This window comes from Hyphomonas sp., from assembly GCF_036964145.1.
Lineage (GTDB): Bacteria > Pseudomonadota > Alphaproteobacteria > Caulobacterales > Hyphomonadaceae > Hyphomonas.
The window spans coordinates 206,305-229,131 of sequence record NZ_JBALUC010000004.1; the positions used below are offsets into that span (position 1 = coordinate 206,305).

23 protein-coding genes are annotated in these 22,827 nt (G+C 62.1%); 11 read left to right on the forward strand and 12 right to left on the reverse strand.

From position 1 onward, the window contains the following. Positions 1–187: 187 nt before the first annotated feature. Entirely contained in the window at positions 188–724 is a 537-nt protein-coding gene (locus V7660_RS13105) for a hypothetical protein (RefSeq protein WP_335603498.1), read from the forward strand. Here V7660_RS13105 and V7660_RS13110 read toward each other — a convergent pair. Both V7660_RS13110 and V7660_RS13115 read right to left on the reverse strand, forming a co-directional pair. Next, positions 721–1,077: a DUF423 domain-containing protein gene (locus V7660_RS13110; protein ID WP_335603499.1), complete on the reverse strand. Its 357-nt coding sequence runs from the start codon at positions 1,075–1,077 to the stop codon at positions 721–723. The genes V7660_RS13105 and V7660_RS13110 overlap by 4 nt on opposite strands. After that, entirely contained in the window at positions 1,074–1,505 is a 432-nt protein-coding gene (locus V7660_RS13115) for a PaaI family thioesterase (RefSeq protein ID WP_335603500.1), read from the reverse strand. The genes V7660_RS13110 and V7660_RS13115 overlap by 4 nt, the downstream gene beginning before the upstream one ends. 105 nt (positions 1,506–1,610) lie before the next feature. Between V7660_RS13115 and V7660_RS13120 the strand changes: the two genes are divergently transcribed. Continuing rightward, entirely contained in the window at positions 1,611–2,723 is a 1,113-nt protein-coding gene (locus V7660_RS13120; protein ID WP_335603501.1) for a hypothetical protein, read from the forward strand. Here the strand turns inward: V7660_RS13120 and V7660_RS13125 are convergent. Then, positions 2,720–3,421: a winged helix-turn-helix transcriptional regulator gene (locus tag V7660_RS13125; RefSeq protein WP_335603502.1), complete on the reverse strand. Its 702-nt coding sequence runs from the start codon at positions 3,419–3,421 to the stop codon at positions 2,720–2,722. The genes V7660_RS13120 and V7660_RS13125 overlap by 4 nt on opposite strands. 168 nt (positions 3,422–3,589) lie before the next feature. Between V7660_RS13125 and V7660_RS13130 the strand changes: the two genes are divergently transcribed. Both V7660_RS13130 and V7660_RS13135 read left to right on the forward strand, forming a co-directional pair. Continuing rightward, positions 3,590–3,820: a tautomerase family protein gene (locus tag V7660_RS13130; RefSeq protein ID WP_335603503.1), complete on the forward strand. Its 231-nt coding sequence runs from the start codon at positions 3,590–3,592 to the stop codon at positions 3,818–3,820. Between the two features lie 66 nt (positions 3,821–3,886). Continuing rightward, positions 3,887–5,011: an acyl-CoA dehydrogenase family protein gene (locus V7660_RS13135; protein ID WP_335603504.1), complete on the forward strand. Its 1,125-nt coding sequence runs from the start codon at positions 3,887–3,889 to the stop codon at positions 5,009–5,011. Positions 5,012–5,021: 10 nt separating this feature from the next. Here the strand turns inward: V7660_RS13135 and dgcA are convergent, their stop codons facing one another. After that, entirely contained in the window at positions 5,022–6,005 is a 984-nt protein-coding gene (gene dgcA / locus V7660_RS13140) for an N-acetyl-D-Glu racemase DgcA (RefSeq protein WP_335603505.1), read from the reverse strand. 89 nt (positions 6,006–6,094) lie between these two features. Between dgcA and V7660_RS13145 the strand changes: the two genes are divergently transcribed. The 4 genes from V7660_RS13145 to V7660_RS13160 are packed head-to-tail and all read left to right on the forward strand — an operon-like array spanning position 6,095 to position 9,572. Continuing rightward, positions 6,095–7,219 (forward strand): ABC transporter permease, encoded by a 1,125-nt coding sequence (locus V7660_RS13145; protein ID WP_335603506.1) that lies wholly within the window; start codon positions 6,095–6,097, stop codon positions 7,217–7,219. Beyond that, entirely contained in the window at positions 7,216–7,980 is a 765-nt protein-coding gene (locus V7660_RS13150; protein WP_335603507.1) for an ABC transporter ATP-binding protein, read from the forward strand. Before V7660_RS13145 ends, V7660_RS13150 begins: the two co-directional genes overlap by 4 nt. A gap of 17 nt (positions 7,981–7,997) precedes the next feature. Next, positions 7,998–8,957: an MlaD family protein gene (locus V7660_RS13155; protein ID WP_335603508.1), complete on the forward strand. Its 960-nt coding sequence runs from the start codon at positions 7,998–8,000 to the stop codon at positions 8,955–8,957. After that, a complete protein-coding gene (locus V7660_RS13160; protein WP_335603509.1) occupies positions 8,958–9,572 on the forward strand; it encodes an ABC-type transport auxiliary lipoprotein family protein in 615 nt (204 codons plus the stop codon). It begins immediately after the preceding gene. A 1-nt stretch (position 9,573) separates the two neighbouring features. Here the strand turns inward: V7660_RS13160 and V7660_RS13165 are convergent, their stop codons facing one another. Continuing rightward, positions 9,574–10,779, reverse strand: a complete 1,206-nt coding sequence (locus V7660_RS13165) for an acyl-CoA dehydrogenase family protein (protein ID WP_335603510.1) — start codon at positions 10,777–10,779, stop codon at positions 9,574–9,576. A 13-nt stretch (positions 10,780–10,792) separates the two neighbouring features. Beyond that, entirely contained in the window at positions 10,793–11,908 is a 1,116-nt protein-coding gene (locus tag V7660_RS13170) for an acyl-CoA dehydrogenase family protein (protein WP_335603511.1), read from the reverse strand. A 217-nt stretch (positions 11,909–12,125) separates the two neighbouring features. Between V7660_RS13170 and V7660_RS13175 the strand changes: the two genes are divergently transcribed. Then, positions 12,126–12,719, forward strand: coding sequence for a hypothetical protein (locus tag V7660_RS13175; RefSeq protein WP_335603512.1), 594 nt, complete (start codon positions 12,126–12,128; stop codon positions 12,717–12,719). On the opposite strand, the gene V7660_RS13180 is transcribed toward V7660_RS13175, so the two are convergent. Beyond that, positions 12,696–13,124 (reverse strand): VanZ family protein, encoded by a 429-nt coding sequence (locus tag V7660_RS13180; RefSeq protein ID WP_335603513.1) that lies wholly within the window; start codon positions 13,122–13,124, stop codon positions 12,696–12,698. The genes V7660_RS13175 and V7660_RS13180 overlap by 24 nt on opposite strands. Before the next feature lie 72 nt (positions 13,125–13,196). Here V7660_RS13180 and pepN point away from each other — a divergent pair, with 72 nt between their 5' ends. Both pepN and V7660_RS13190 read left to right on the forward strand, forming a co-directional pair. Beyond that, entirely contained in the window at positions 13,197–15,773 is a 2,577-nt protein-coding gene (pepN, locus tag V7660_RS13185; RefSeq protein ID WP_335603514.1) for an aminopeptidase N, read from the forward strand. Positions 15,774–15,894: 121 nt separating this feature from the next. Continuing rightward, complete coding sequence (locus tag V7660_RS13190) at positions 15,895–18,279, forward strand: PAS domain-containing sensor histidine kinase (RefSeq protein ID WP_335603515.1); 2,385 nt, start codon at positions 15,895–15,897, stop codon at positions 18,277–18,279. On the opposite strand, the gene V7660_RS13195 is transcribed toward V7660_RS13190, so the two are convergent. From V7660_RS13195 to V7660_RS13215, 5 genes are all read right to left on the reverse strand, one after another. Further along, on the reverse strand, positions 18,276–18,878 hold the full coding sequence (locus V7660_RS13195; protein ID WP_335603516.1) for a histidine phosphatase family protein: 603 nt from the start codon (positions 18,876–18,878) through the stop codon (positions 18,276–18,278). The two genes, V7660_RS13190 and V7660_RS13195, sit on opposite strands and share 4 nt — an antisense overlap. Positions 18,879–18,885: 7 nt before the next feature. Continuing rightward, positions 18,886–19,695 (reverse strand): 3-deoxy-manno-octulosonate cytidylyltransferase, encoded by an 810-nt coding sequence (gene kdsB, locus V7660_RS13200; RefSeq protein WP_335603517.1) that lies wholly within the window; start codon positions 19,693–19,695, stop codon positions 18,886–18,888. A gap of 10 nt (positions 19,696–19,705) precedes the next feature. Beyond that, the gene (locus V7660_RS13205) at positions 19,706–20,152 is read right to left on the reverse strand and encodes a hypothetical protein (protein ID WP_335603518.1); all 447 of its coding nucleotides are present in this window, start codon (positions 20,150–20,152) and stop codon (positions 19,706–19,708) included. A 154-nt stretch (positions 20,153–20,306) separates the two neighbouring features. Then, the gene (locus V7660_RS13210; protein ID WP_335603519.1) at positions 20,307–22,289 is read right to left on the reverse strand and encodes a M56 family metallopeptidase; all 1,983 of its coding nucleotides are present in this window, start codon (positions 22,287–22,289) and stop codon (positions 20,307–20,309) included. Then, complete coding sequence (locus tag V7660_RS13215) at positions 22,286–22,648, reverse strand: BlaI/MecI/CopY family transcriptional regulator (RefSeq protein ID WP_335603520.1); 363 nt, start codon at positions 22,646–22,648, stop codon at positions 22,286–22,288. Before V7660_RS13215 ends, V7660_RS13210 begins: the two co-directional genes overlap by 4 nt. Positions 22,649–22,827: the final 179 nt, after the last annotated feature.

Below are 22,827 nucleotides of genomic sequence, written 5' to 3' on the forward strand. Positions count from 1 at the left end.
TCACCTATTTTCAGTCAAATTCACAGCCATTACTGGACTTGAACCAATAGCGTCCGTAAACATTATTACAGGTGTGGTCCCAATCAGGTGTGCAGGTGGCTGTCAAATGCGTAGTATAGTTCTGGGTGCATCCCTATGCCTTTTGGCAGGGTGCGCAACCGTTTCGATGGTACCCGGTGAGGCGTCGGTGGAAACCAGCCTTACGCAGTCCCAGTCTGCGCTGCGTAAAGTATCTGCCGATTATTGCGCGAATGCCGTCAAGAATGGCTGGATCGAAGCGACCGGCGGCCTGGCTGCCTTTGCTTCTACGCTGATCAACGGAAAATCCGACAAGGACACATCCCGCGACTATGCGTCCCGCATTGGCGCGAAGTCCGATGCGCCCTCGCTGGTGCTGGCGCGGATCGTGTCTGACACCCAGTCGGCCCGCGACGGCCTCGCCGATGTCAGCCGCGAAGCCCGCGACGTGCTGCAGACCGGCGGCGAAGATTCAGCCAGCCGCGCCGACGTGATGAGCTATGAGCGGGCGCTGGTGCGCGCGCAGATGGCCTACCGGAATTTCCAGGGCGCCCTCGGCGAAGTGACCACACGTTCCGACATGGACATGGACATTGCTCCGGTGGACCGTGAGCTGAAATCCTTTGCGGATACGATTGACGATGCCCGCGAGACGGCCGATGGCCTGGCCGACAAATACGCCTCGCTGGATCGCTCGACGTCCTAGGAGCGGCTCGCGCCGAGCGCGCAAAGCCCCCATCCCACCAGATATGAAACACCGCCAATCGGCGTGATCGCGCCGAACCAACGCGGTGCGCCCAGTGCCATCGCATAGAGCGATCCGGCGAACACGATTGTCCCGAACACAAACGCCCAGCCGGCCTTGCGGATGAGACCGTTGCCGGAGTGCAGCGCGATGGCGAGCGCCATTGCCGCATGGGGCAGGGCATAGAGCGTAGCCGTGTGCCACCAATCGGTCCCTTCCGCGGTCAGCGTGCCGTCCAGCGCGTGCGCGCCGAACGCGCCGAGCGCGACGGCGAGAAAGCCTGTCAGGGCCGCGAAGAGGCCGAGCCGGTTCATGCCATGCCGCTCCGTTCCCGGGGGATCGCATACGTGACTACGGCGTGGCTGGACGGTTTCTCTGCGCCTTCGATGCGCACGTCCACATCCATCACGGCGAGGGCCTGGCCGATCTTCATGATCCGCGCATCCGCCACCACGACGTCGCCAATGCAGGGGCGCAGGAAATTGATACTGAGATTGCTGGTCACCGTCATCGGTTCATGGCCTGTCTTCGTCATCACCGCCATATAGGCGGCCGTGTCGACCAGCGACATCTGGGTCGGCCCTGAGATATAGCCACCGGGGCGGAGATGGGTCGAGTCGGCAACCAGTCGCACCACGGCGCGGCCCTCTTCCATCAAAGTCACCTCGCTGCGCGACGCATGCGTGTCGAACGCGCCTCCCAGGAATGTGTTGGCTTCCTCAGCCGTCATCTTGCTCGTCAATTCGGGGCCCTCCCTTTGCGTCACGTCTTGAACCGTGTGTCTGCCTCGTTCACCCTATCGGCAGGACGTTGCCCGCCAAGTGGTGACGCGAAGGAAGGAAACGCCATGCTCACCGCCGGAGACGAATATCCGATTCACCAGACCCCGGAACCTATCGCCTTTTCAGGCTCCGACCGGAATTTCTATGACCGCTACTTCTTCAATGGCTATTCGCCCGATGGTGAGACCTTCTTCGCGGCGGCGATGGGTATTTATCCGCATCTGAACATTATCGACGCGGCGGTCTCGGTGCTGCGCGGCGGCAAGCAGCATTCGGTCTTCTTCTCGCGCCCGCTCAATATGGAACGGATGGACACCTATGTCGGCGGGTTCTCGGTCGAAGTGCTCGAACCGCTGAAACGTATCCGGTTGAAAGTGGAAGAGACGGAAGGCATCGCGCTCGATCTGGAATTCGAGGGTCGCGCCTTTCCCATCGAGGAGCCGCGCTTCACGCGCCGGCAGGGGCCCCGCATGCTGATGGATGTCACCCGCATGACGCAGAATGGCCGCTGGTCCGGCACGCTGCGCCTTGATGGACAGGAGATCGCCGTCTCGCCGGAGACATGGACCGGCACGCGCGACCGCAGCTGGGGTGTGCGCCCGATCGGCGCGCAGGACACCCAGCCGCTGATCCCGCCGCTGCCGCCGCAATTCTACTGGATCTGGACCCCGACGAATTTCCCCAACCTCTCAATGTTCTATCATGTGAACCATGATGAGGCGGGTGAGCCGTGGAACACCCGCGCCGTGCTGGCCATGGATGGCGCCGGGCAGGGCGAGCTGGTCCATCTGGACAAACCGCACATGGATATCCATTACACGCCCGGAACGCGCCGGATGAAATCGGCCAAGCTGCATGTCGAGGATGGGCAAGGCAATCCGCATACGGTCAGCTTCGAGCCGTTCGGCACCTTCCTGATGAAAGGCATCGGCTATGGCCATCCCGAGCGCAAGCATGGCTCTTATCATGGCGACCAGCTGTCGGTCCTGCGCGAGGATTACGAGCCGGAGAAGATGTCATGGCAGCAGCCTGAGAATCTCCACATCCAGGCCATTGCCCGCGCGCGGCATGAAGGGCCGGGTGGCTTGGCTTCGGAAGGCATCGGCGCTTTCGAGCAATTATTTATGGGCCCGCACGCCCCGAGCGGATTCCGGGATATTCTCGACGGGGCCGGCTAGGCCAGCCGGTCTGTCGCGGGTATCGGCGCGCGCTTCGACTCGCCAAAAATGCTGGGTCGCAGCCAGGAGCTGATGTTCCGTGTCAGGCTGGGTTCGCCATGCACGTAGAGATCGCCTGACTTGATCGCGTCGCGATAGGTGCGGTCGCCCATCCAGACATCATGCATGGTGCGGATGGTGCAGGTGAAATAGACGTCCACATCCTTGCCCGGATCCTTGAGGCAGAGGTCGATATTCTCATTCTTGACCAGCAGCCAATAGTCGCTCTGTTCGGTGAGGTCGGTGAATTTGAACCGGATCACGCTCTCATTGCCAATCAGTTTTGACGGATCGACGCTGCGTTCGAGATAGAAAATCAGGAAATCGACGTCGAAATCCTCGTCCAGCACATTGTGCCGGGCCCAGATGAGACCCCATTCGCCCATGGAAATGAGGACGGGCAGCAAGGCCTGGCACGCCTCGGTGGGGTAATATTCATACCCTTTCTGGCCGGACACCTTGCGGCGGACGACCATGCCTTGCTCTTCCAGGGATTTCAGGCGGCTGGTCAGCAAGGCCGGCGAAATGCCGCCGAGGCCGCGCTGCAACGTGTTGAAACGACAGCCCCCCATGAGAATTTCACGCAGGATGATGATGGTCCATTTCTCGCCAAGAATCTCGGTCGCCTTGGCGATAGGACAGAACTGGCCGTATTTCATTGGGAGCCTCCCAATACTGAACAAGACGGGCAATATAGCTTTTGAAGTGAGTTACTTTAGATTCTGAAGTGCGTTGCTTCAACGTGTGAACTATAAACAAAATCACATTTCACGCAATTTTCTCCCATGGCCGGATCGTCCGGTCACGATTCAAATAGGAGAAATGAAATGCCACTCGTCACAATCGATGTTATCAAGGACGTGTTCACCCCCGCTCAGAAGGCGGACATCATCACCAAGGTCACCGACACAATGGTCGGGATAGAAGGCGAAGCGCTGCGCTCCGTCACCTGGGTTCGCATCAACGAGATCGAACAGGGGGATTGGGGAATTGGCGGACACCTGCTCAGCGCGGCAGATGTTCAGGCCATGGCAAAGGCCGAGCCCGCGCTCGCCTGACGCCGCTTTCCGGGGCGCCGCATCGGGCGGCGTCCCTCATCTTCTTTCCACGGCAGGGGACCAGACATGCCATTCGACACACAAATTGTAGACGCTGCCATTGGATTGGGCAGCTTGTTTTCAGACAAGTCCGCCGAATTCGAGTGCAAGGACGAATTCGTTCACGAGAATTATGAGGCGTTGAAGGCGCGCAAGGTGTTTTCCGCGCAAGTGCCCGTCGCCTTGGGTGGTGAGGGAGTTTCGCATCGCGAGATGTGCGCGTTCCTGCGCCGTCTCGCCCAGGATTGTCCGTCTACCGCGCTGGCTGTTTCCATGCACCAGCATCTCGTCTCGGCCGCGCGCAAGAATTTTGAAGACGGCAAGCCGGGTGAGGCCCTGCTGGAAAAGGTCCTCGCCGGGGAACTCGTGCTCGTCAGTACCGGCGCAAATGACTGGCTGGACTCCAATGGCTCGGCGGAAAAGGTCGAGGGCGGGTATCTGATCAATGCGGTAAAACCCTTTGGCAGCGGGTCGCCTTGCGGCGATATTGCCATCACCTCCTGCGCCTATGATTGCCCGGAAGAGGGGCCGAACGTGCTGCATTTCCCGGTCTCCCTGAAGGCCGACGGCGTGGAGATGCTGGATGACTGGCAGGCCATGGGCATGCGGGCAACGGGGTCTCAGACGATCCGCTTCAACAAGGTGTTTGTGCCTGATGCGGCCGTCGGCCTCAAACGTCCGCGCGGGCCGTTCCACGGCGCGTTCAATGTGATTGTGACCGTGGCCCTGCCGCTGATCATGTCGGTCTATACGGGCCTTGCGGAAAAGGCGGCTTCGGTCGCCACCGAGAAGGCGAAAATCAAGGCGGATGATCCGATCACGGCGCTACAGCTCGGCGAGATGCAGAACCTGCTTGTCACGGCGCAGATGGCGACCGACTCCATGATCGAGCTATGTGATGATCTCGCCTTCATGCCGAATGAAGTGCTGACCAGTCAGGTCCTGTCGCGCAAGACGATCTGCGCCAATGCGGTCATCGGTGTGGCCGAGAAGGCGCTGGAAGTTGCGGGCGGGGCCGGCTTCATGCGCAAGGCGGGCATTGAACGCCTGCTGCGGGATGCGCATGCCGGTCAGTTCCATCCGCTGCCGGAAAAGCGTCAGCAGATGTTTTCCGGCCGCGTTGCGCTCGGACTGACGCCCGTCGCGAGCTGAGCTTGCGAGTCTATCCCCAGAGCGCCCGCTCTGGGGGGGTGATATGTCCGTCCGTATAGGTCAGGCCATGCGCAATGTCCTCGGCGAGCCAGAGTGGCCCGTCGAGGTCTGCGGCGTCCGCAAGCCCGGCGAGCAGCACAGCCGGCGCCATCGACAATGATCCGCCCACCATGCAACCGACCAGCACACCCAGTCCGCTGTCGCGCGCGGCCTGCACCATGCGGATTGCTTCAGTCAGGCCGCCGGTCTTGTCGAGCTTCACGTTGACCGCATCATAGCGTCGGGAGAGGTCCTGGATTTCGGCGCTCGTATGGGCGCTCTCATCCGCGCAGACCGAGACCGCACCGGGGCGGCGGAGCAGGGCTTCATCCTTGCCAGCCGGGAAGGGTTGTTCGATCAGGACGACGCCAAGGTCTGCCGCGCGTTTGACGATGGAGGGGAAGTGCTCCGGCAGCAGGCCTTCATTGCCATCGACGATCAGGCGCGCATCGGGCCGGGCGGCATGTACCGCTTCGATCCGTTCCAGATCTTCCGGGCCGCCGAGTTTCAGTTTCAGCAGTCGGCTCGGCTTCGAGCGCGCGGCCTCGGCCATCGCCTCGGCGGTATCGAGGCTGACAGTGACCGCAGTCTCGATCGGCTTGGGGTCTGGCAGGCCCGCGAGTTTCCAGACCGGAAGGCCGCTTTGCTTGGCTTCCAGATCCCACAAGGCGCAGTCCAGCGCGCAGCGCGCCGCCCCGGCCGGCATCTCGGCCTGCAACGCCTCGCGGCTGAGGCCGCCCTCGATCTGGGCGCGCAGCGCTTCGATGGCGGCGCGCACGCCGGACTGGGTTTCGCCATAGCGGGGATAGGGCACGCATTCGCCGCGCCCGATGGCGTCGCCCTCCCGGAGTGTGACCCGAATTGTCTCCGCGCTGGTCTTCGCGCCTCGCGAAATGGTAAACGCCGTCTTCAGAGATGAAGAAATATCAGTAATTTCAAGTGTTCGCTGGCCCATATATGGTCCTGATAGGTGAAATTTGAACAATCCTGCTTTTCAGGTCTTAAGCATGTCTGGATAGGGTGGTCAGGTAGAAAAGTATTAGCATGGCAAACCCTAGCACCCCCGAATTCGCGCTGGAAACCAGCGGCGAACAGACCATCCTCCGTGTCTCGGGAGACTGGACGGTGCGCACGGTGCAATTTGTCGATGATGAATTGCGCGAGCTTGAAGGGCAGGGCCGCGTGGTGCTCGACGCTTCAGCGCTCGGCAGCCTCGATACCGCCGGCGCCTTCGTGATCGACCGGACCTTACGTCAGCTCTCCGAGGAGCCTGCCCGGATCGAGGGCGATCACGCGAACGCCGAAAACCTGATCGGCCAGGTCCATGCCGTGACCGATGTGGAAGACCCGAAGCGGCCCCCGCATGGCGGACTGGTCGACATGCTGGAGCGGACCGGCCGCGGCTTCATGAATTTGCTCAGCGAAGCCAAGGACACACTGGCCTTCCTCGGGGAAACGCTGGTGACGACATTCCGGCTTGTGCTGACGCCTTGGAAGCTGCGCTGGACCTCAATTGTATCGGTGATGGAAGAGGCGGGCCTCGACGCCATGCCGATCATCGCCTTTCTTTCGTTTTTCGTCGGCATGGTGGTGGCCTTTATCGGCGCGACCACGCTGAGCGACCTTGGGTCCGAAATCTTCGTAGTCGAGCTGATCGGCTTTGCCATGCTGCGCGAGCTGGGCGTCATCATGACCGGCATCGTTCTGGCCGGCCGGACCAATTCGTCCTTCACGGCCCAGATCGGCACGATGAAGATGCGCCAGGAAATCGACGCCATGCAGACGCTCGGCCTGAAGCCGATGGACGTGCTGGTGGCGCCGCGCATCATCGCCATGGTGGTGACGACGCCGGTGCTGACCTTTGTCTCCACTCTGGCGGGCATTGCGGGCGGCGTCATCGTTGGCTGGCTGGCCCTGGACATCAATCCGGCGCTGTTTCTTGACCGCCTGCAGTCGAATGTGCCGCTGGACCAGTTCTGGGTCGGCATGTCGAAGGCGCCCGTGTTCGGCTTTGTGGTGGCATTGATTGCCTGCCGTCAGGGCCTGAATGTCGGCGGCAGCGTCCAGTCGCTCGGCAGCAAGACGACCACCTCAGTGGTGCAGGCCATCTTCTCGATCATCGTGATCGATGCGCTGTTCGCCATCTTCTACATGGAGATGGACATTTGACCGACGACATCATCATCCGCATTCGCGATCTCAAGACAGCCTATGGCAGTCATGTCGTGCATGAGCATCTGGACCTCGATATCCGTCGCGGCGAGATCATCGGCATCATCGGCCCGTCGGGCTGTGGCAAGTCCGTCCTGCTCCGCGCGATCACCGGGCTGAAGGAACCTTCTGCCGGCAGCATCGAAGTGTTCGGCAAGCGGCTGGAAACCCTCGACCCCGACGAGCGGGCCGCCGTTGAGCGCAGCTGGGGCGTCATGTTCCAGGATGGCGCCCTGTTCTCGAACCTCACCGTACGCGAGAATGTCATGGTGCCCCTGAAGGAGCACACCGATCTCTCGCCGCAGCTTTGCCGCGAACTGGCCGACATGAAGATCCTGATGGCTGGTCTGGGCGTACAGGCCGGGGCGAAATACCCCTCCGACCTGTCCGGTGGCATGCGCAAGCGCGCGGCGCTGGCACGGGCTCTGGCGCTCGACCCGGAACTCCTGTTTCTCGACGAGCCAACCGCCGGCCTCGACCCGATCACAGCGGCCAATTTCGATGCGCTGATCCGCAAGCTGCAACGCGCACTGGGCCTGACGGTCTTTCTAGTGACGCATGATGTGGATACGCTGAATGCAACTTGTGACCGGATTGCCGTGTTGGGCGAGAAACGCGTGCTGGCAGTCGGCACAATAGATGAATTACGGGCCTTCGATCATCCGTGGGTCCAGGAATATTTCGGAGGTCCGCGTGGTCGGGCCGCGACGGGACACTAGAAGGGAGCCCGGAGACGATGGAAACACGTGCGAATTACGCCCTGATCGGAGCATTCGTCATCATAGCGACGCTGGCCGTGGCTATGTTTACCCTGTGGCTGGGCCAGTCCCAGTTCCGGCAGGATTTCGAAGCCTATGACATTGTGTTCGAGGGTCCGGTCTCGCTGGAGCAGGGGGCCTCGGTCCGCTATATCGGCATCAAGGTGGGCGAAGTGTCCTGGGTCCGGATTGACCGGGGAGACCCCTCCAAGGTGCGGGCCCGCATCCGGGTGGATTCCGAAACCCCGGTGAAAGTGGATTCGACCGCCTCGATCCAGCTCGCCGGCATTACCGGCATCACCTTTGTCCAGATCACGGCAGGCTCCCCTAATGCGGCGCCGCTGAGGGCGCGTCCGGGACAGCCCGTGCCGGTCATCAAGGCTGAGCGAACGCAGCTTGACGAGATTTTTGCCGGCGGCGCGGAAGTGCTCGGCAAGGCTACACGGACCATCGAGCGGGTGAATCTGGTGCTGACGGATGAGAACATCGATTCCCTGTCGGCAACGCTTCGCAACATCGAAACCCTGAGCGGCAATCTCGCCGCGAATGACGGCACGATGGCGCAGGCGACCCAGACCATGAAGGATGTGTCCGACGCTGCCGCGCGATTTGAAGAAGCCTCGGCCTCGCTGCAATCCTTCGGCACGAATGCCGACCAGCAGATCACTGAATTTGGCGCGCAGGCAAACGCCCTCGTCGCCGACATTCGCGAAGTCACTGCGAATGCCAACAAGACCGTCGAGCAGAGCAACCGCGCGGTCAGCGCTGCGGCCGATGCGATTGAGGGTCCGGCCACAGGCGCGCTGGAAGACGCCCGCCTCGCCAGCCGTGAATTGCGTGTGCTGATCTCCCGGCTCGACCGGGTGGCCCGCGAACTGGAACAGAACCCCCAGGGCTTCGTGGTCGGCGACCCTGCCCCGTATGAGGAGAGCCGCTAGATGATCCGTATTCTTGCAACTGGCCTTGCCGCCTGCAGCCTTGCTGCCTGTGTGTCCGTCCTGCCGGAACCGAAAGTGCCCGAGGGGCTCTATCGCTTTGCCCCGATGGAGACTGTCTATGACCTTGAAGCGTCCGTCATTGTCCGCGAGCCGGACGCCTCGCGCCTCGTGGCCGGACGGGCCATTGCGTCGGAGGATTCCTCGGGCGCCCTGCGGCTGGTGCCGAATGTCGAATGGACGGATTCGTCCACCCGCCTGATGCAGATGGCGATGCTGGACGCATTGCAGGGGCAGGGCGCGGGCAAGGCGATTGCGCCGGAAACCGGGGCTGCGGCCCCCTATGAATTGTCCTGGCAGGTTACGGATTTCACTCTGTCGGGAACGACCGGCCGATGCCGCGTGCGCGCGACGCTGCTCGATGGCGCCTCGCGGGACGTGCTCGATCAGACGGTGGTCTCGGCGTCAGCCGATGCCCGGGGCGGGTCCAATGCGGACCGTGCCAAGGCGCTCGGCGAAGCAGGTCGGGCCTGCGTGAACGATGTTGCGGCCTTTGTCAGCCAGTACATCAACGTCCACGCCCCCGAACCCGAATCCGAGCCAGAGCCCGAAGCCTGATCTAGCCGCTTTTCATCTGGTCGAACGCCACATCCTTGTCGACGCGGACATCCTGGGGCAGGCCCAGAACGCGTTCGGCAATGATGTTCTTCAGGATTTCGTCCGTACCGCCTGCAATCCGCAGGCCAGGGGCCCACATGAAGCTTTGCTGGAAGATGGCATCGGCCGGCATCCGGTCTGAATCTGTCAGGATGCCGTAATGGTCCTGCATCTCGATGGCCGAGTTACAGATATCCTGAAGATGGTTCGCGGTGATGATCTTGCCGATCGAGTTTTCCGGTCCCGGTGTCTGGCCGCGTGACAGGGCCGTCTGGGTACGGAACTTGGTCAGCTTGTAGCCTTGCGCAGCGACATACCAATCGGCCAGTTTCTCGCGGAAGGCCTGGTCGGACATGGTGCCGGCTTCCTTCGCATAGGCCATGATCTCGGCCCAGTCGGGGCCGGGCGAACCGCCGACAGCGAGACGCTCGTTCATCAGGGTCACGATGGCCACTTTCCAGCCCTGTCCGACTTCGCCGAGGCGGTCGGAATCCGGGATGCGGACATCGGTGAAATAGACCTCGTTGAACTCGCGTCCGCCGGAGGCCTGGTGAATCGGACGCACTTCGACGCCGGCCTGTTTCATGTCCACGATGAACATGGTCAGGCCCTTGTGCTTGGGCACGCTCGGATCGGTCCGGGTCAGCAGGATGCCGTAATCGGAATAGTGCGCGCCAGAGGTCCAGACCTTCTGGCCATTGATGACCCATTCGTCGCCATCCTTGACGGCGCGGGTCTTCAGGCCCGCCACGTCAGACCCGGCAGACGGCTCGGAGAAAAGCTGGCACCAGATTTCCTCGCCCTTCATCGCCTTGCCGACATAGCGCTTCTTGTGCTCATCCGAGCCGAACGCAATGACGGTCGGGATACACATACCAAGGCCGATGGTGAACGGGCCGGTCGGCGCATCGAACTTGCCTTCTTCCTGGTTCCAGATGACCTGCTGCATCGGCGTACCGCCGCGCCCGCCGATCTCTTTCGGCCAGGTGATCTGGGCGTAGCCGCCTTCGGACTTGGTCTTCTGCCATTGCTTGGCAAGTTTCATGAATTCGGTGCCGTCCACGCGCTGGCGCAGCGGCTTGTCGCCCTTGGGCTCGAGATGTTTGCCGAGGAAAGCGCGGGCTTCTGCGCGGAATTCAGCTTCTTCTTTGGTGTCATTGAAGTCCATGAGTCATTCCTCCTTAGGCGGCATTCTTGTTTTCGAGGGTGCGGACGAGTTTTTCCTTCCACACTTTCGGGGCACCAGCCTGAACGGCCAGCAGCTTGGCGCGGCGGTAGAAGAGGTGGCAATCCACCTCCCACGTAAAGCCCATGCCGCCATGGGTCTGGATGTTTTCCTTCGAGGCGAACCAGAAGGCTTCGCAGGCCGCGATGCGGGCAGCCGCTGCCGCTTCCGGCAGTTCGGCGGCACCCGTCGAGACGGCCCATGCGCCGTAGAAGCAGTTCGACCGCGCCACCTCGTTCTTCACATACATTTCAGCGAGCTTGTGCTTGATCGCCTGGTTGCCGCCAATCGGGCGGCCAAAAGCGTAGCGTTCCTTGGCATAGGCGGTCGCCATTTCCAGCGCGCGGGAGGCCCCGCCCAGCTGTTCAAAGGCGAGCAGGACAGCGGCGTGGTCCAGCACCTGATCGTTCAGCATCTCGCCATCGCCAGCCTTGCCGAGCCGTGTGGCCGGGGCCTTGTCGAAAGTGATTTCGGCGTGACTGCGCGTCGGGTCCAGTGTCTGGAGCGTCTTGCGGGTGACCCCTGCGCCGGTCAGATCGACCAGGACGAGGCTTGCGCCAGAGCCTTCCTTGGCGAGCACGACGGCATGGGTTGCCACATTGCCATCGGTAACAGGCAATTTGGTGCCGGAGAGGGTGGTGCCGTCGAACACGGTCTTGAGATTGGCGGCGTCCGGGTTGCCGGGGCCTTCGCTGGCGGCATAGCAGCCGACGACATCGCCGCTGACAATGCGCGGCAGGATGTCGGCCTGTTGCGCGTCGGAGCCTGCAATTTTCAGGGCTTCGGTAAAGAAGTAGACGGTGGATGCCCACGGCACCGGCGCCAGGACGCGGCCCATTTCCTCGGCGAGCACGCAGACTTCCAGCAGGCCGAGGCCGAGGCCGCCATGCTCTTCCGGAATGGCCGTACCCAGCCAGCCCATTTCCACCACCTTGTTCCAGACGGTTTCATTGTGGCTCATATCGTCATCATTCAGCACCAGACGGACAGCCGTCATCGGGCATTCGGCTTCGAGGAATTTTCGGGCCTCATTGCCGAGAAATTTCTGGTCTTCAGAAAAATCGAAGTTCATGTCGCTTGCGCTCCCCTTGTCGGCCCGGTGGGGCCTCTTTTTCTTCACTGACGCTGAAAATAGCGCGGTTTACGTGCGCGGAAACCCGTCACCCAACGGAAACACGGTAATCCACTTTTAGTGGGAAATCGTCCGGGTAGGTTAAATTTGATCAATCGGTTTCACTGCGTTGAAAGACCCAGATGCCAGTATTTGCGTCTGAATTCGGGAGCAGTTGATGGCCAAAGCGTTATTTCACAAATCGCAGCGCGTCTTCGTGAAGCCCGTCGGAACATGGGCGCTGGTTGAAAAAGTCGTACCCCATTGGGTCAAGGACGTGGATGAACCTCTGCGTGTGACCTATGAATGCGGGTTGGGACGCAGCTTCCAGGCGCATGAACTGACCGCAGAAGAAAGCTTTGCGGCCGAAACGCATGTGTTGCGCCCGGACGAGGATGACTCGCTGCTGGAGCATTGGCACATTGCCCGCCGCCGCGCCAAATGGCGCGCGAGCATTGGTGGTCTCGGCATCACGGATGTCGGGACGTATCCCGTGATTGTCACCGATGAGGATGACCAGGGCGGCTGGCGCGTGACCGGCGGCGAATATGATCGCGACCCACAGCGTATTGAACACCAGGCCCGGATGATCGCCTGCACGCCGGACCTGTTGCAGACCGCGCGTCAGATTGCCGATTTCTATCAGGAAAACCCGGATGATTGCCCGGCCGAGTTGAAACAGGCTGCCCAGCGGTGCGCGTCGATCCTGCGCTTCGTCTACCAATTGGATCAGGCGGCCGAAACCGAGTCAGCCACCGTCGCGGCCGAATAGCGGCCACGCCCTCCCAAGACCCCAGACAATAAAGAGTCCGATGAGCGCGCCGCAGAGATTTGCGGCGACGTCCAGCAGAGACCCTTCGCGGCCAGCATCGCCGAGCATTTGCGCAATCTCAAGCCCGATGCCGAACAGGGCTGCTACGCCAAATGCGAGGATGGCTTCGCGCAGGCCCCGCCCGAATGCGACCGACAAGGGGGCGGCCAGCGCGGCATAGGCTGCGATATGCTTGAGCTTGTCCGACAGGTGCGGGGCAGGGGTCTCGGAGGCCGGGACGAGGGAGTAGATGGCAATCAGCGCGGCGAGCCCGATGGCGGCCCCCGCCGCGAGGAGACGTATCAGGGGGTGACGGATCAGTCCGGGCATCTGGTCTCGCTTTTCCGGTAATATCTGCACGCTCATGGGGACGAGGCCTCGACGTTGCCAGCCTGAATGCCTAACTGAAAGACTGGAATTCTGTTTGCCGGAGAAAACATGCGCACTGAAGCCCCCGTCGCCGTTCAATTGTCGGACTATTCACCCTATCCCTTCGAAATCGAGCAAGTGGATCTGAGGTTCGACCTTCATCCGGATGCGACCCTGGTGCGGGCGGATCTGAAGATACGGCGGACCGGCGATGCGAACGCGCCCCTCGAACTGGATGGCGAAGCGCTGAATTTGAAATCGATTGCGATTGACGGCAAGCCGGTGCCGGATGATGCGGTCGCGCTGACCTCCGCCGGGCTGACGCTGGCAAATGTGCCGGACGATTTCACCCTCGTCACCGAGGTCGAGATCGCCCCGTCCCAGAACACGGCGCTGTCGGGCCTCTACATGTCGGGGGGCCGCTTCTGCACCCAGTGTGAAGCCATCGGCTTCCGCCGCATCACCTTCTATCCGGACCGCCCCGACGTGATGAGCCGCTTCACCGTGCGCATGACAGCGGACAAGGAAACCTATCCGATCCTGCTGGCAAACGGCACGCCCGGCGAGGCAGGCAATGTGGATGATGGCCGCCATTTTGCGGTCTGGGATGATCCGCACAAGAAGCCGGCCTATCTCTTCGCCCTGTGCGCCGGCGATTATGATGTCTATCCCGACAAGTTCACGACGATGAGCGGCAAGACGATTGACCTGGCCATCCATGTCGACAAGGGCGATGCCGACCGTGCCGCCTGGGCGATGGACAGCCTCAAGCGCTCGATGAAATGGGATGAAGAGACCTATGGCCGGGAATATGATCTCGGCGTGTTCAACATTGTGGCCGTGCGCGATTTCAATTTCGGCGCCATGGAGAACAAGGGCCTGAACATCTTCAACTCCGCCTATGTGCTGGCGGATGAAGACACGGCGACCGATGCGGATTTTGAGGCCATTGAAAGCATCGTGGCGCATGAATACTTCCATAACTGGACCGGCAACCGCATCACCTGCCGCGACTGGTTCCAGCTCTGCCTGAAGGAAGGCCTGACGGTCTTCCGTGACCAGAACTTCTCCGCCGACATGCGGTCGCGCCCGGTGCAGCGCATCAAGGATGTCATCCGCCTGCGGGCGCGCCAGTTCGCCGAGGATGCCGGCCCGCTCGCCCATTCCGTCCGCCCGGAAGCCTATGGCGCCATCGACAATCTTTACACGGCAACTGTCTACGAGAAGGGCGCCGAGATCATCGGCATGTTGCGCCGAATGCTCGGCGAGGAAACCTATCGCAAGGGGATGGACCTCTATTTCGACCGCCATGACGGCCAGGCGGTGACGATCGAGGATTTCTATGCCTGTTTCGAGGAAGTCAGCGAACAGGACTTCACCCAGTTCCGCCTCTGGTATTCGCAGGCCGGCACCCCCGAGATCACGATGGAGGAATCCTGGGACCCGGAAACGCGCGAGATCGCCGTCACGCTGAAACAGAAGACGCCCGCCACCCCCGGCCAGCCGGACAAGAAACCCTTGCTGATCCCGATGGAAATGGCGCTGATCGACGAAGAGGGGAACATGGCCGAATGGATCACCCTTCTGGAAGATGAAGAGCTGACCATGACCTTCGACCTGCCGGAAGGGCCCGAGCGACCGCTGGTCTCGATCAACCGTGACTTCACCGCGCCGGTGCGCATCAAGCGCGACCTCAGCCGCGACGACCAATTGGCGATGATCCGTCTGGAAACCGATCCGTTCAATCAGTGGGACAGCGTGCAGAGCCTCGTGAAAGAGGAAATCCTGGCCCTGTCCGAAGGCTCGCAGACCGAGCCGGATGATGCGCTGGTGGAAGCCGTCGCCGTCGCCATTCAGGGCGCGGTGGATGATCCTGCTTTTGCGGCGCTGCTGACACGCCTGCCGGATGTCGGCGAAATGTTCCTGGAGCGCCAGCCGGCCGATCCGGTGGCGTTGAACACAGCCCGCAAGAAGCTGCAGGCTGCCCTGTTCGGGAAGCTGTCCGGCTTTGCCGACGACATTCTCGCCAAGTCGTCCCCTGAGCCCTATGATCCGGGGGCAGAGCAGGCGGGCGAACGCGCGCTGCGCACGGCCCTGATCAATTTGCTGGCGGCTTCCGGCCGTGAGGAAGCGGGCGAACGCCTGCTGGGTCTCTATGAAGCGGCCCCCAACATGACCGAGAAGCTGGCCGCCCTGCGCGGGCTGGCCGGACTGAAAGGCAAGGCGCGGGACACCGCCCTCGCCGATTTCGAGCAGGACTGGAAATCGAACCCGCTGGTCATGGACAAATGGTTCGGCGTGCAGGCCGGCACCGGCGATGCCGAGACCATCAGCAAGCTGGTCGCGCATCCGGATTTCGATTTGCGCAACCCGAACCGCGTCCGCTCCGTGGCGGCGGCCTTTGCCATGCAGAACCTTGCCGCCTTCCACGCGCCGGATGGCGCCGGGTACAAGGTGGTCGAGGACATCATCCTCAAGGCCGACAAGGTGAACCCGGCCCTCGGCGCCCGCCTGCTGACGGCCTTTGAACAGTGGCGCATCCTGGAACCGAAGGCGAAGGCAGAGGCTGAAGCCTGTCTACGGCGTCTGCAAGCATCTGATTTGTCAAAGAATTCTGCTGATATTGTCTCGCGCGCTCTGGGCTAGGCCGATGCCGCCGATGTTTGGGTTAACGAATTCTGTACCTTTGTTAAGATTTGGGCAAGGATTACGTCCGACAACCAGAGCTTAGTCCTTGTTTTTCTAAGGTACCGGTACAGGAAACGCCTTGTCCAAGTCGGCCATCCCTTCCGAGACGGATGCCGTCGCATCGGGAGTCCCCGAACGCGATAACCGGCGGCTGAAATGGACCGTTGTGGCCATCATCCTCCTGCTGGCCGGCGCCCTGGGCCTGAAGGCCTGGGAAGAGCGCCAGACGGCGGATGCGACCCTGCTCGCGGGCCTCGAAGCGAATTCACGCACGATTTCTGCCAGTCTGGCAGGACATGCCGGGACCGCCGAGATGGCCATGCGGCTGACTTCGGATGCGGGCGCCTCGCGGTCGGCGGTTGCGTCTGCGACGCCCGGCGTCGATGTGGTCATGTCCCTGGAAGATGCCCGGACCGCGCCGGACGATAGCCGTCTGGCGGCGGCGGTGCCCGTGGCAGAGGCGATGCTCGCCAGCGGTGACCGGATCGGCCTGTCCAGGCAGGGCGACCTCATTGTCGCGACAGCGTCCCCCGACGACGCCATCATCCTGGCGCTTGCGCCTACCGGGACATGGCTGCCGGCAAGCAAGGCCGGGACCGGCATTTTCGTTACGGACACGCATTTCAGTGCGGGCAGGATGTTGCCCGGCACGGGGGGCATGCGGCCCGCAACGGGGTTCCGGTCGCTCGGCCTGTTCAGCCGGGCCGCCACAGGGTGTGCGCCTGTGGGGGGCAGCGCGCTGCTGGTCTGTTCCAGTCAGAGCACGCCCCTGTTCACGCTGGACGATCTGGTCCGGCTCCTCATTTTCGGATTGCTGCTGGCGGCGCCGCTGCTTGTCATCCTCGGCCTCATGAACCGGCTGTCGGCCGCGGCGGAAATTCCCTTTGTCGAGCCAGTGGAGGAGGTCGAGTCGGATCGCTTCATGAGCCCCGTCATGCTGGGTGTGCGGGCAGGCTATTGGGAGTGGTCGGACGATTCCAGCGCCGTCTATCTCAGCGACGCGGCGTCCGAACTGCTGGGTATGCTGGGCGATGGCGAGATCACGATCGATGAAATGCTGCCGCAGGTGCATCCCGAGCACCAGCAGCGCGTTCAGGCCGCCTTCCGGAAGGGCTACAAGGAAGGCTGGGTGCAGACCAGTTTCGTGACGAGCTTCCAGCCGGCCCGGTGGATGGAATTGCGCGGCAGCGTGACCACCAATCCCGACACCGGCGCCAATGTGTATGGCGGCGTGGTCCTGGACATCACCGAGCGCAAACAGGCGGAAGACCGCGTGAAAGCGGCCGAGCGCCGGCTGCGCACGGCCATTGAAGGGTTCAACGGCCCGTTTGCATTGTGGGACAACCGCAAGCGCCTGCTTTACTGGAACCGCGCGTTCGCGACGGATTTCCTGCTGGATGAAACGCTGCGGCCGGGCATGGCGCATCATACGGTGAACATTGCGCGGGCAGGGGCCTTGCGCTCCGAACACCCGTCGCTGGAAGATCCGCAGACCACTTTGCTGGAGCTGAACACCGAGCGCTGGATCAAGCTGGTCGAACGCTCGACGCTCGATGGCGGCCTCATCTCCGTCGGTGTGGATGTGACAGAGAATGTCCGCAACGAGGAAGAGCTGAAGAAGCAGAAGGCGAAGATGCACAAGACCGCGCTCGACCTGGAGCGGTCCGAAGGGCGCGAGCGCGAACTGTCGCGGAAATACTCCGAGGAAAAGGCCAAGGCCGAACATGCGGCCCATACCAAGTCCGCCTTCCTAGCCAATATGAGCCACGAGCTGCGCACGCCGCTGAACGCGATCAATGGCTTCTCGGAAATCCTGTCGAATGAGCTCTACGGTCCGCTGGGCGACCAGCGCTACAAGGGCTATGCCCAAGACATCCTGACGTCCGGCCAGCATTTGCTGGACATGATCAATGACATTCTGGACATGGCGAAAATCGAAGCCGGCAAGATGACGATTGATCCGCAGCCGATTGATCCGGTGGATCCGGTGGACGCCGCCGTGCGCATGATCCGCCGCAAGGCCGAGGACAAGGAAATCGCCGTCACACTCGACACCCAGCCGCACCTGCCGGAGATCGACGCCGACCACAGGGCGATCCGGCAAATGGTGCTGAACCTCGTGTCGAATGCGATCAAGTTCACGGATGCCGGCGGCAAGATCACGGTCACGGTCGAGCAGCGCGGACCGGAAATCTATGTCGGCGTGACCGATACAGGCATTGGGATTCCGGCCGAAGACCTGCCGCGCCTTGCGACGCCGTTCGAGCAGGTGTCCGGCACCAAGGACCGCAATTATGAAGGCACGGGGCTCGGCCTCGCGCTGACGAAATCCTTTGCCGAAATGCATGGGGGCCGGATGATCCTGTCCTCCATCGAAGGCGAAGGCACGACGGTGGCGTTCACCCTGCCGATCTCCGGCGCGCGGGAACTCGTCGATGAAAGCAATGCACGGGACGTCGCCTAGGGGCGCTGGTTCCAGCTGGTGATGCGCGACGCGGCGCCGTCTATTTCGACAACGCCCCAGGCCCCGGTCTTCAGCTTGCGGTCAAGATCATCCGGCTGGGCATCCACGACATCCGGCAGGAAGCGGGCGATGCCATTTGAGGTGACGACCAGCGCCGTGTCTTTCGAATCCAGGCTAGCTGCGCGCTCCAGCAGGCCGTGCCAGCCCTCGCGGAGCGCGTCCGGGTTCACCAGCCAGCCCTCGGGCGGCGTGGCATCACGCTCCCAGGCTTCGAGCGCTGCTACGCCAATCCGTGCCACGACCTTGTCTTCCGGCTGGTTTTCGTCGGGGCCGTAATCAACTTCGGTCAGGAAAGGCAGGACGATCAGGGCAGGCGCGCCGGTGGGCATGCCGATCATGGCACGTGCGGTCTGCCGTGTACGCATCAGCGGCGAGCAGAAGGCGGCGACAAAGCGTGTGCCTGCGAAATGATGGGCGAGCGCGTCAGCCTGTGCCAGTCCGGATGCGGACAGGGGAAGGTCGGTGCGTCCGCCCACACGGGTGACCGTGTCGCCCTTGTCGAAGGTGTTTCCGTGCCGGACGATGATCAGTCTTGCCATAGCTCGTTCAGTCCTTCAGCGGATCGCCATGCGCCGCAATCAGGCGCTCGGCGAGTACCACGTCTTCCGGCGCATCAATGCCGGGAATGGCGATCGTGTCCGGCTCGACTTCCACACATTGCACGCTCATCCCGTTTTCCAGGAAGCGCAGCTGCTCGAGACCTTCGAGTTTCTCGTAGTGACCTTCCGGCAGGCTGACATATTTGCGTAGCGCGGGCAGGCGATAGGCATAGAGGCCGATATGGCGGCAGACCGGAGACATGTCGCCTTGCTGGCGCAGCGCGTCTTCCTTGCGGATGGCCGGGATCAGGTTCTTGGAGAACCAGAGCGCGCGGCCTGAACTGTCATGCGCCAGCGTCGTGCCGGAAAAGGGGGTGGTCTTCTTGTGCGCACGGAAATCGTCCAGCGCCTGCCAGGTCAGGCGGACATAGGGCGTGGCCGCATCCGCGCCGGACTTGGCGGCGGCTTCAGCCACGGCAACGACATGGGCGGGCGGGGTGAACGGCGAGTCGCCCTGCAGATTGACGACCACGTCTGGTGTGACCCCCATCGCATCGACGGCGGCGAGGGCGCGATCGGTGCCGGACGGGACGTTCGGATCGGTCATGACGACCTCAATGCCAAGGTCCCGGCAATGGCTGGCGATGCGCTCGTCATCCGTGGCCACGACACTTGCGGCATCTTCCAGTTCAGCGGCCGCGCGCGCGGCCATGGCGGCCACACGGCTCACCATGCTCCGGCCGGCAATCTCGACCAAGGGCTTGCCCGGAAAACGGGTTGAGGCGTAGCGGGCGGGGACAACGATCAGCGTTTTCATGGCCGCGCTCTTACATGGCTCGCGGCGGGTTGCCCACATCATCTTCGCGCATTTGTTGCATCAGGCCGATGATCGGCGCGACCCATAGCAGGGCTTCCTCGTCGACGCCCTCATCGCGCAGGAAGCTGGTGAGCGCAGGAGCGAACTGGTCGCTCTGACCACACTCAATCAGCGCCGATTCCAGTTCCGGAATGACGACATTCTGGAAACTGTCGGCAAAATTCTGAAGGTCGTCTGTCCGGGACATCAGCCGCATCGTAGCGAACGTGTTGAGTTCGCCTTCAGTATCGGTCATGCGCCGCAGATCATTGATCAGGCCGCGATTTTCGGAGGCGAATTCGCCGAGGATGCGATCGGATTTGTACTCGACCCATTCCTGCGTGCAGGGCTCAGGCGCTGTGACACAGGCAGCGAGCGGGCAGGCGGCAATGGTCATCGTGGCGAGCAAGCGTTTCATGGAATCCTCCGGAGCGCGATTCAGGAGTCCACCCTAGACGCCCATCCCATTGCCGCAAAGCGCGAGACTCACTCGCAAAAAAAGCCCCGGCGCAATGGGACCTGCGCCGGGGGACTCCGCCTATGCATTCCGTGCAATGCGCGAGCGGGACCTGTTATTCGTCAGTCGTGTCGGTTTCAATCGTGATCGTGTGGCTGGACGAACCGTTGATCTGCTTCTTGAAGGCCTTCTTTTCGGCGGCATCGAGCTTGTCGCTCTTCATCACGGATTTGATCGTTGCCTTGGCTTTCAGCGTGTCCTTGTCACCCTTGATGCAGGCAATCTTCACGTCCTTGGTCTTGTCCTCGCTGCTGCTCTGTTCGAGGATACGGGTCTCGCCCTCTGCCAGATTGGCGTCGCGGCATTGTTCGACCAGATCGGTCAGGACGATATGGGTGTGCTCCATGTCGTCTTCGAATTCCTCGCCATAGGCGATCTCGATCTTGCGTTCGAGCGCATCGGCATGGGCTTCGATGCGGGCCTCAAGCGCGTCCATCTGGGGTTCAAAGCGGGTTTCCCAAGCGTCTGCATGAGCTTCGGCGCGCTCGGCAATCGCTTCGGCATGGGCTTCCCATTCCTCGGCCTGTGCCTCGACTTTCTCTGCCCAGGCTTCCCACTCGGCTTCGGATTTCGGCATGGTTTCTTCGGTGAAGCTGAAGGCCATCTCCATCTTCCGGTTCAACTCTTCGTCAAAGCCTTCGAAGGCGAGTTCGATTTGCGGCATGGAGGCCACCAGAGTTTCGATTCCGGCTGTCTCGGCTTCGATCTTTGACGTCAGGATTTCAATTTCCCGCTCAAGTTCCGGCGTCATCGCATCGACCGAGAAAGGATCGCCGATGATGACGACCTGCCGGTCCTCGACCTTGTCGCCATCAATGTACAATGTGCCATTCTTGAAGTGGAGGCTGCGATGTGAAGAGGTTTCTTCCATCCTGTCCGGCGCGCCACCGGCCAGTTCAGCCATGTCGACCTTGTCTTCGGCTTCGGCGGAGGCGCAGGCCGTGGCCACGAAGGCGGACGACATGAGCGCGGCGCTGCCGAGCAGACCGGAGACTCCGGCCCCTACCAGGCGGCGTGAGCGGGAGGGGCTGGGTGTGGTCATACGGATCATTCTTTCCTTCAGGGCGTGGGTCAGGGGCAGGCTGGCGGCGGCGGTCAGGCGTTCCGGCAGGGCCAGCTGCACGGCTTTCAGCAAGGTCTCGCCATAGGCGCGCGGCGAGGAGGCACCGGATTTCAGCACGTCGCTGTCACAGGCCGCTTCCTGGTCGGTCCGGAAGGCGCGGCGGGCCAGATAGGCCAGGGGATTGAACCAGAGCGCCGCCACGAAGATTTCCGATAGCTGCAGCGCCCAGAGGTCTCCGCGCTTGACGTGGGTCAGCTCGTGAGCCAGGGCGGCACGTTGCTGGGGCTGGGTGTAGTCATCCTCGAACCAGGCCGGGAGCAACACGGTGGGCCGCAGGAGACCGGACACGAGCGGTCCTGACGAAATGAAGCTGGTGGAGACACGCGGCTTGCGTTTCAGGCCGATCTGCCGGGCGACATCCTGTGCGAGCGCATCGAGCCGGGGCGAGGCGGGGGCTTCTTCCCGGCGCAGGGTCCGCATGAAGCTGTGATGGGCCAGGCTGCTGCGGGCGAGCATGTATAGGGCTCCGCCAATCCATACGGCCAGGATGGTTCCAAGCAACAATCCGCCGAACAACGGTTCCGTCAATTCGGGGAAGGCCACAGGACCATGAGCTGCATCGGGCAGGGGACCCGTGTGCACAGGGCTGGCGACTGGCGGAGCCCCGACGACATGGGTTACGGGTCCTACGGGTTCAGGTGAGCGAACGAATGCAGGGGCAACTTCTGTCGTCCCGGCCGAGGCAGGCAACTGGGTCTGGAAGACCGCAAAGAAACCGGCCAGCGGCGAGGGCATGGAAAGGGGGGGCAGGACAAGCCGGGCCAGCGGGATGGCCCAGAGAGCATAGGCGACGCCCGCGCCGAACTGGCGGGCCACATGCTTGCGTGCAACGAGGATGAGGGCGATCAGGACGGAAACAGCAATAACTGTCTGTACACCGTAGCTGAAATTGAGGCTGTTCAGGTCGAAAATCATTTCTTCAACTCCCCCAAGAGCTTTTCGAGTTCCGCAATGTCGTCGGCTGTCAGACCGCGTGTATCGGCAAGGTGTGCGACCAGAGGGGCGGCCCGGCCGGAAAACACCTGATCCACGAACTGCCGGGCGGCGCCGGCCTTGTAGGTGCCTTCCTCGACAAGCGGGAAGTAGAGATAGCGCCGGCCGTCTTCTTCGGTGCGCAGCGCGCCCTTTTCAACGAGCCGGGCCAGCAGCGTCTTGACGGTGCGGCTGGTCCAGTCCTTTTCCGTGCCAAGCGCGTCATGGACATCCGAAGCGGCAAGGCCCGGCTGCTCCCAAAGCACGCTCATCACGTCAAGTTCTGCGTCGGAAATCTTCATGGTGTAGAACCCCTCTCTGGACTACAAGCGTAGTCGTATGACATGACTACACTCGTGGTCAACACCTTTTAGATGACACTCTTGTAAGGTGGACAGGCATTACAGGAATACGTCCTCGCGTGGCTTCTATTCGGGCACGGCGTCGAGTACGGTCCTCCCGGAGAGGTATTGGAGGACCG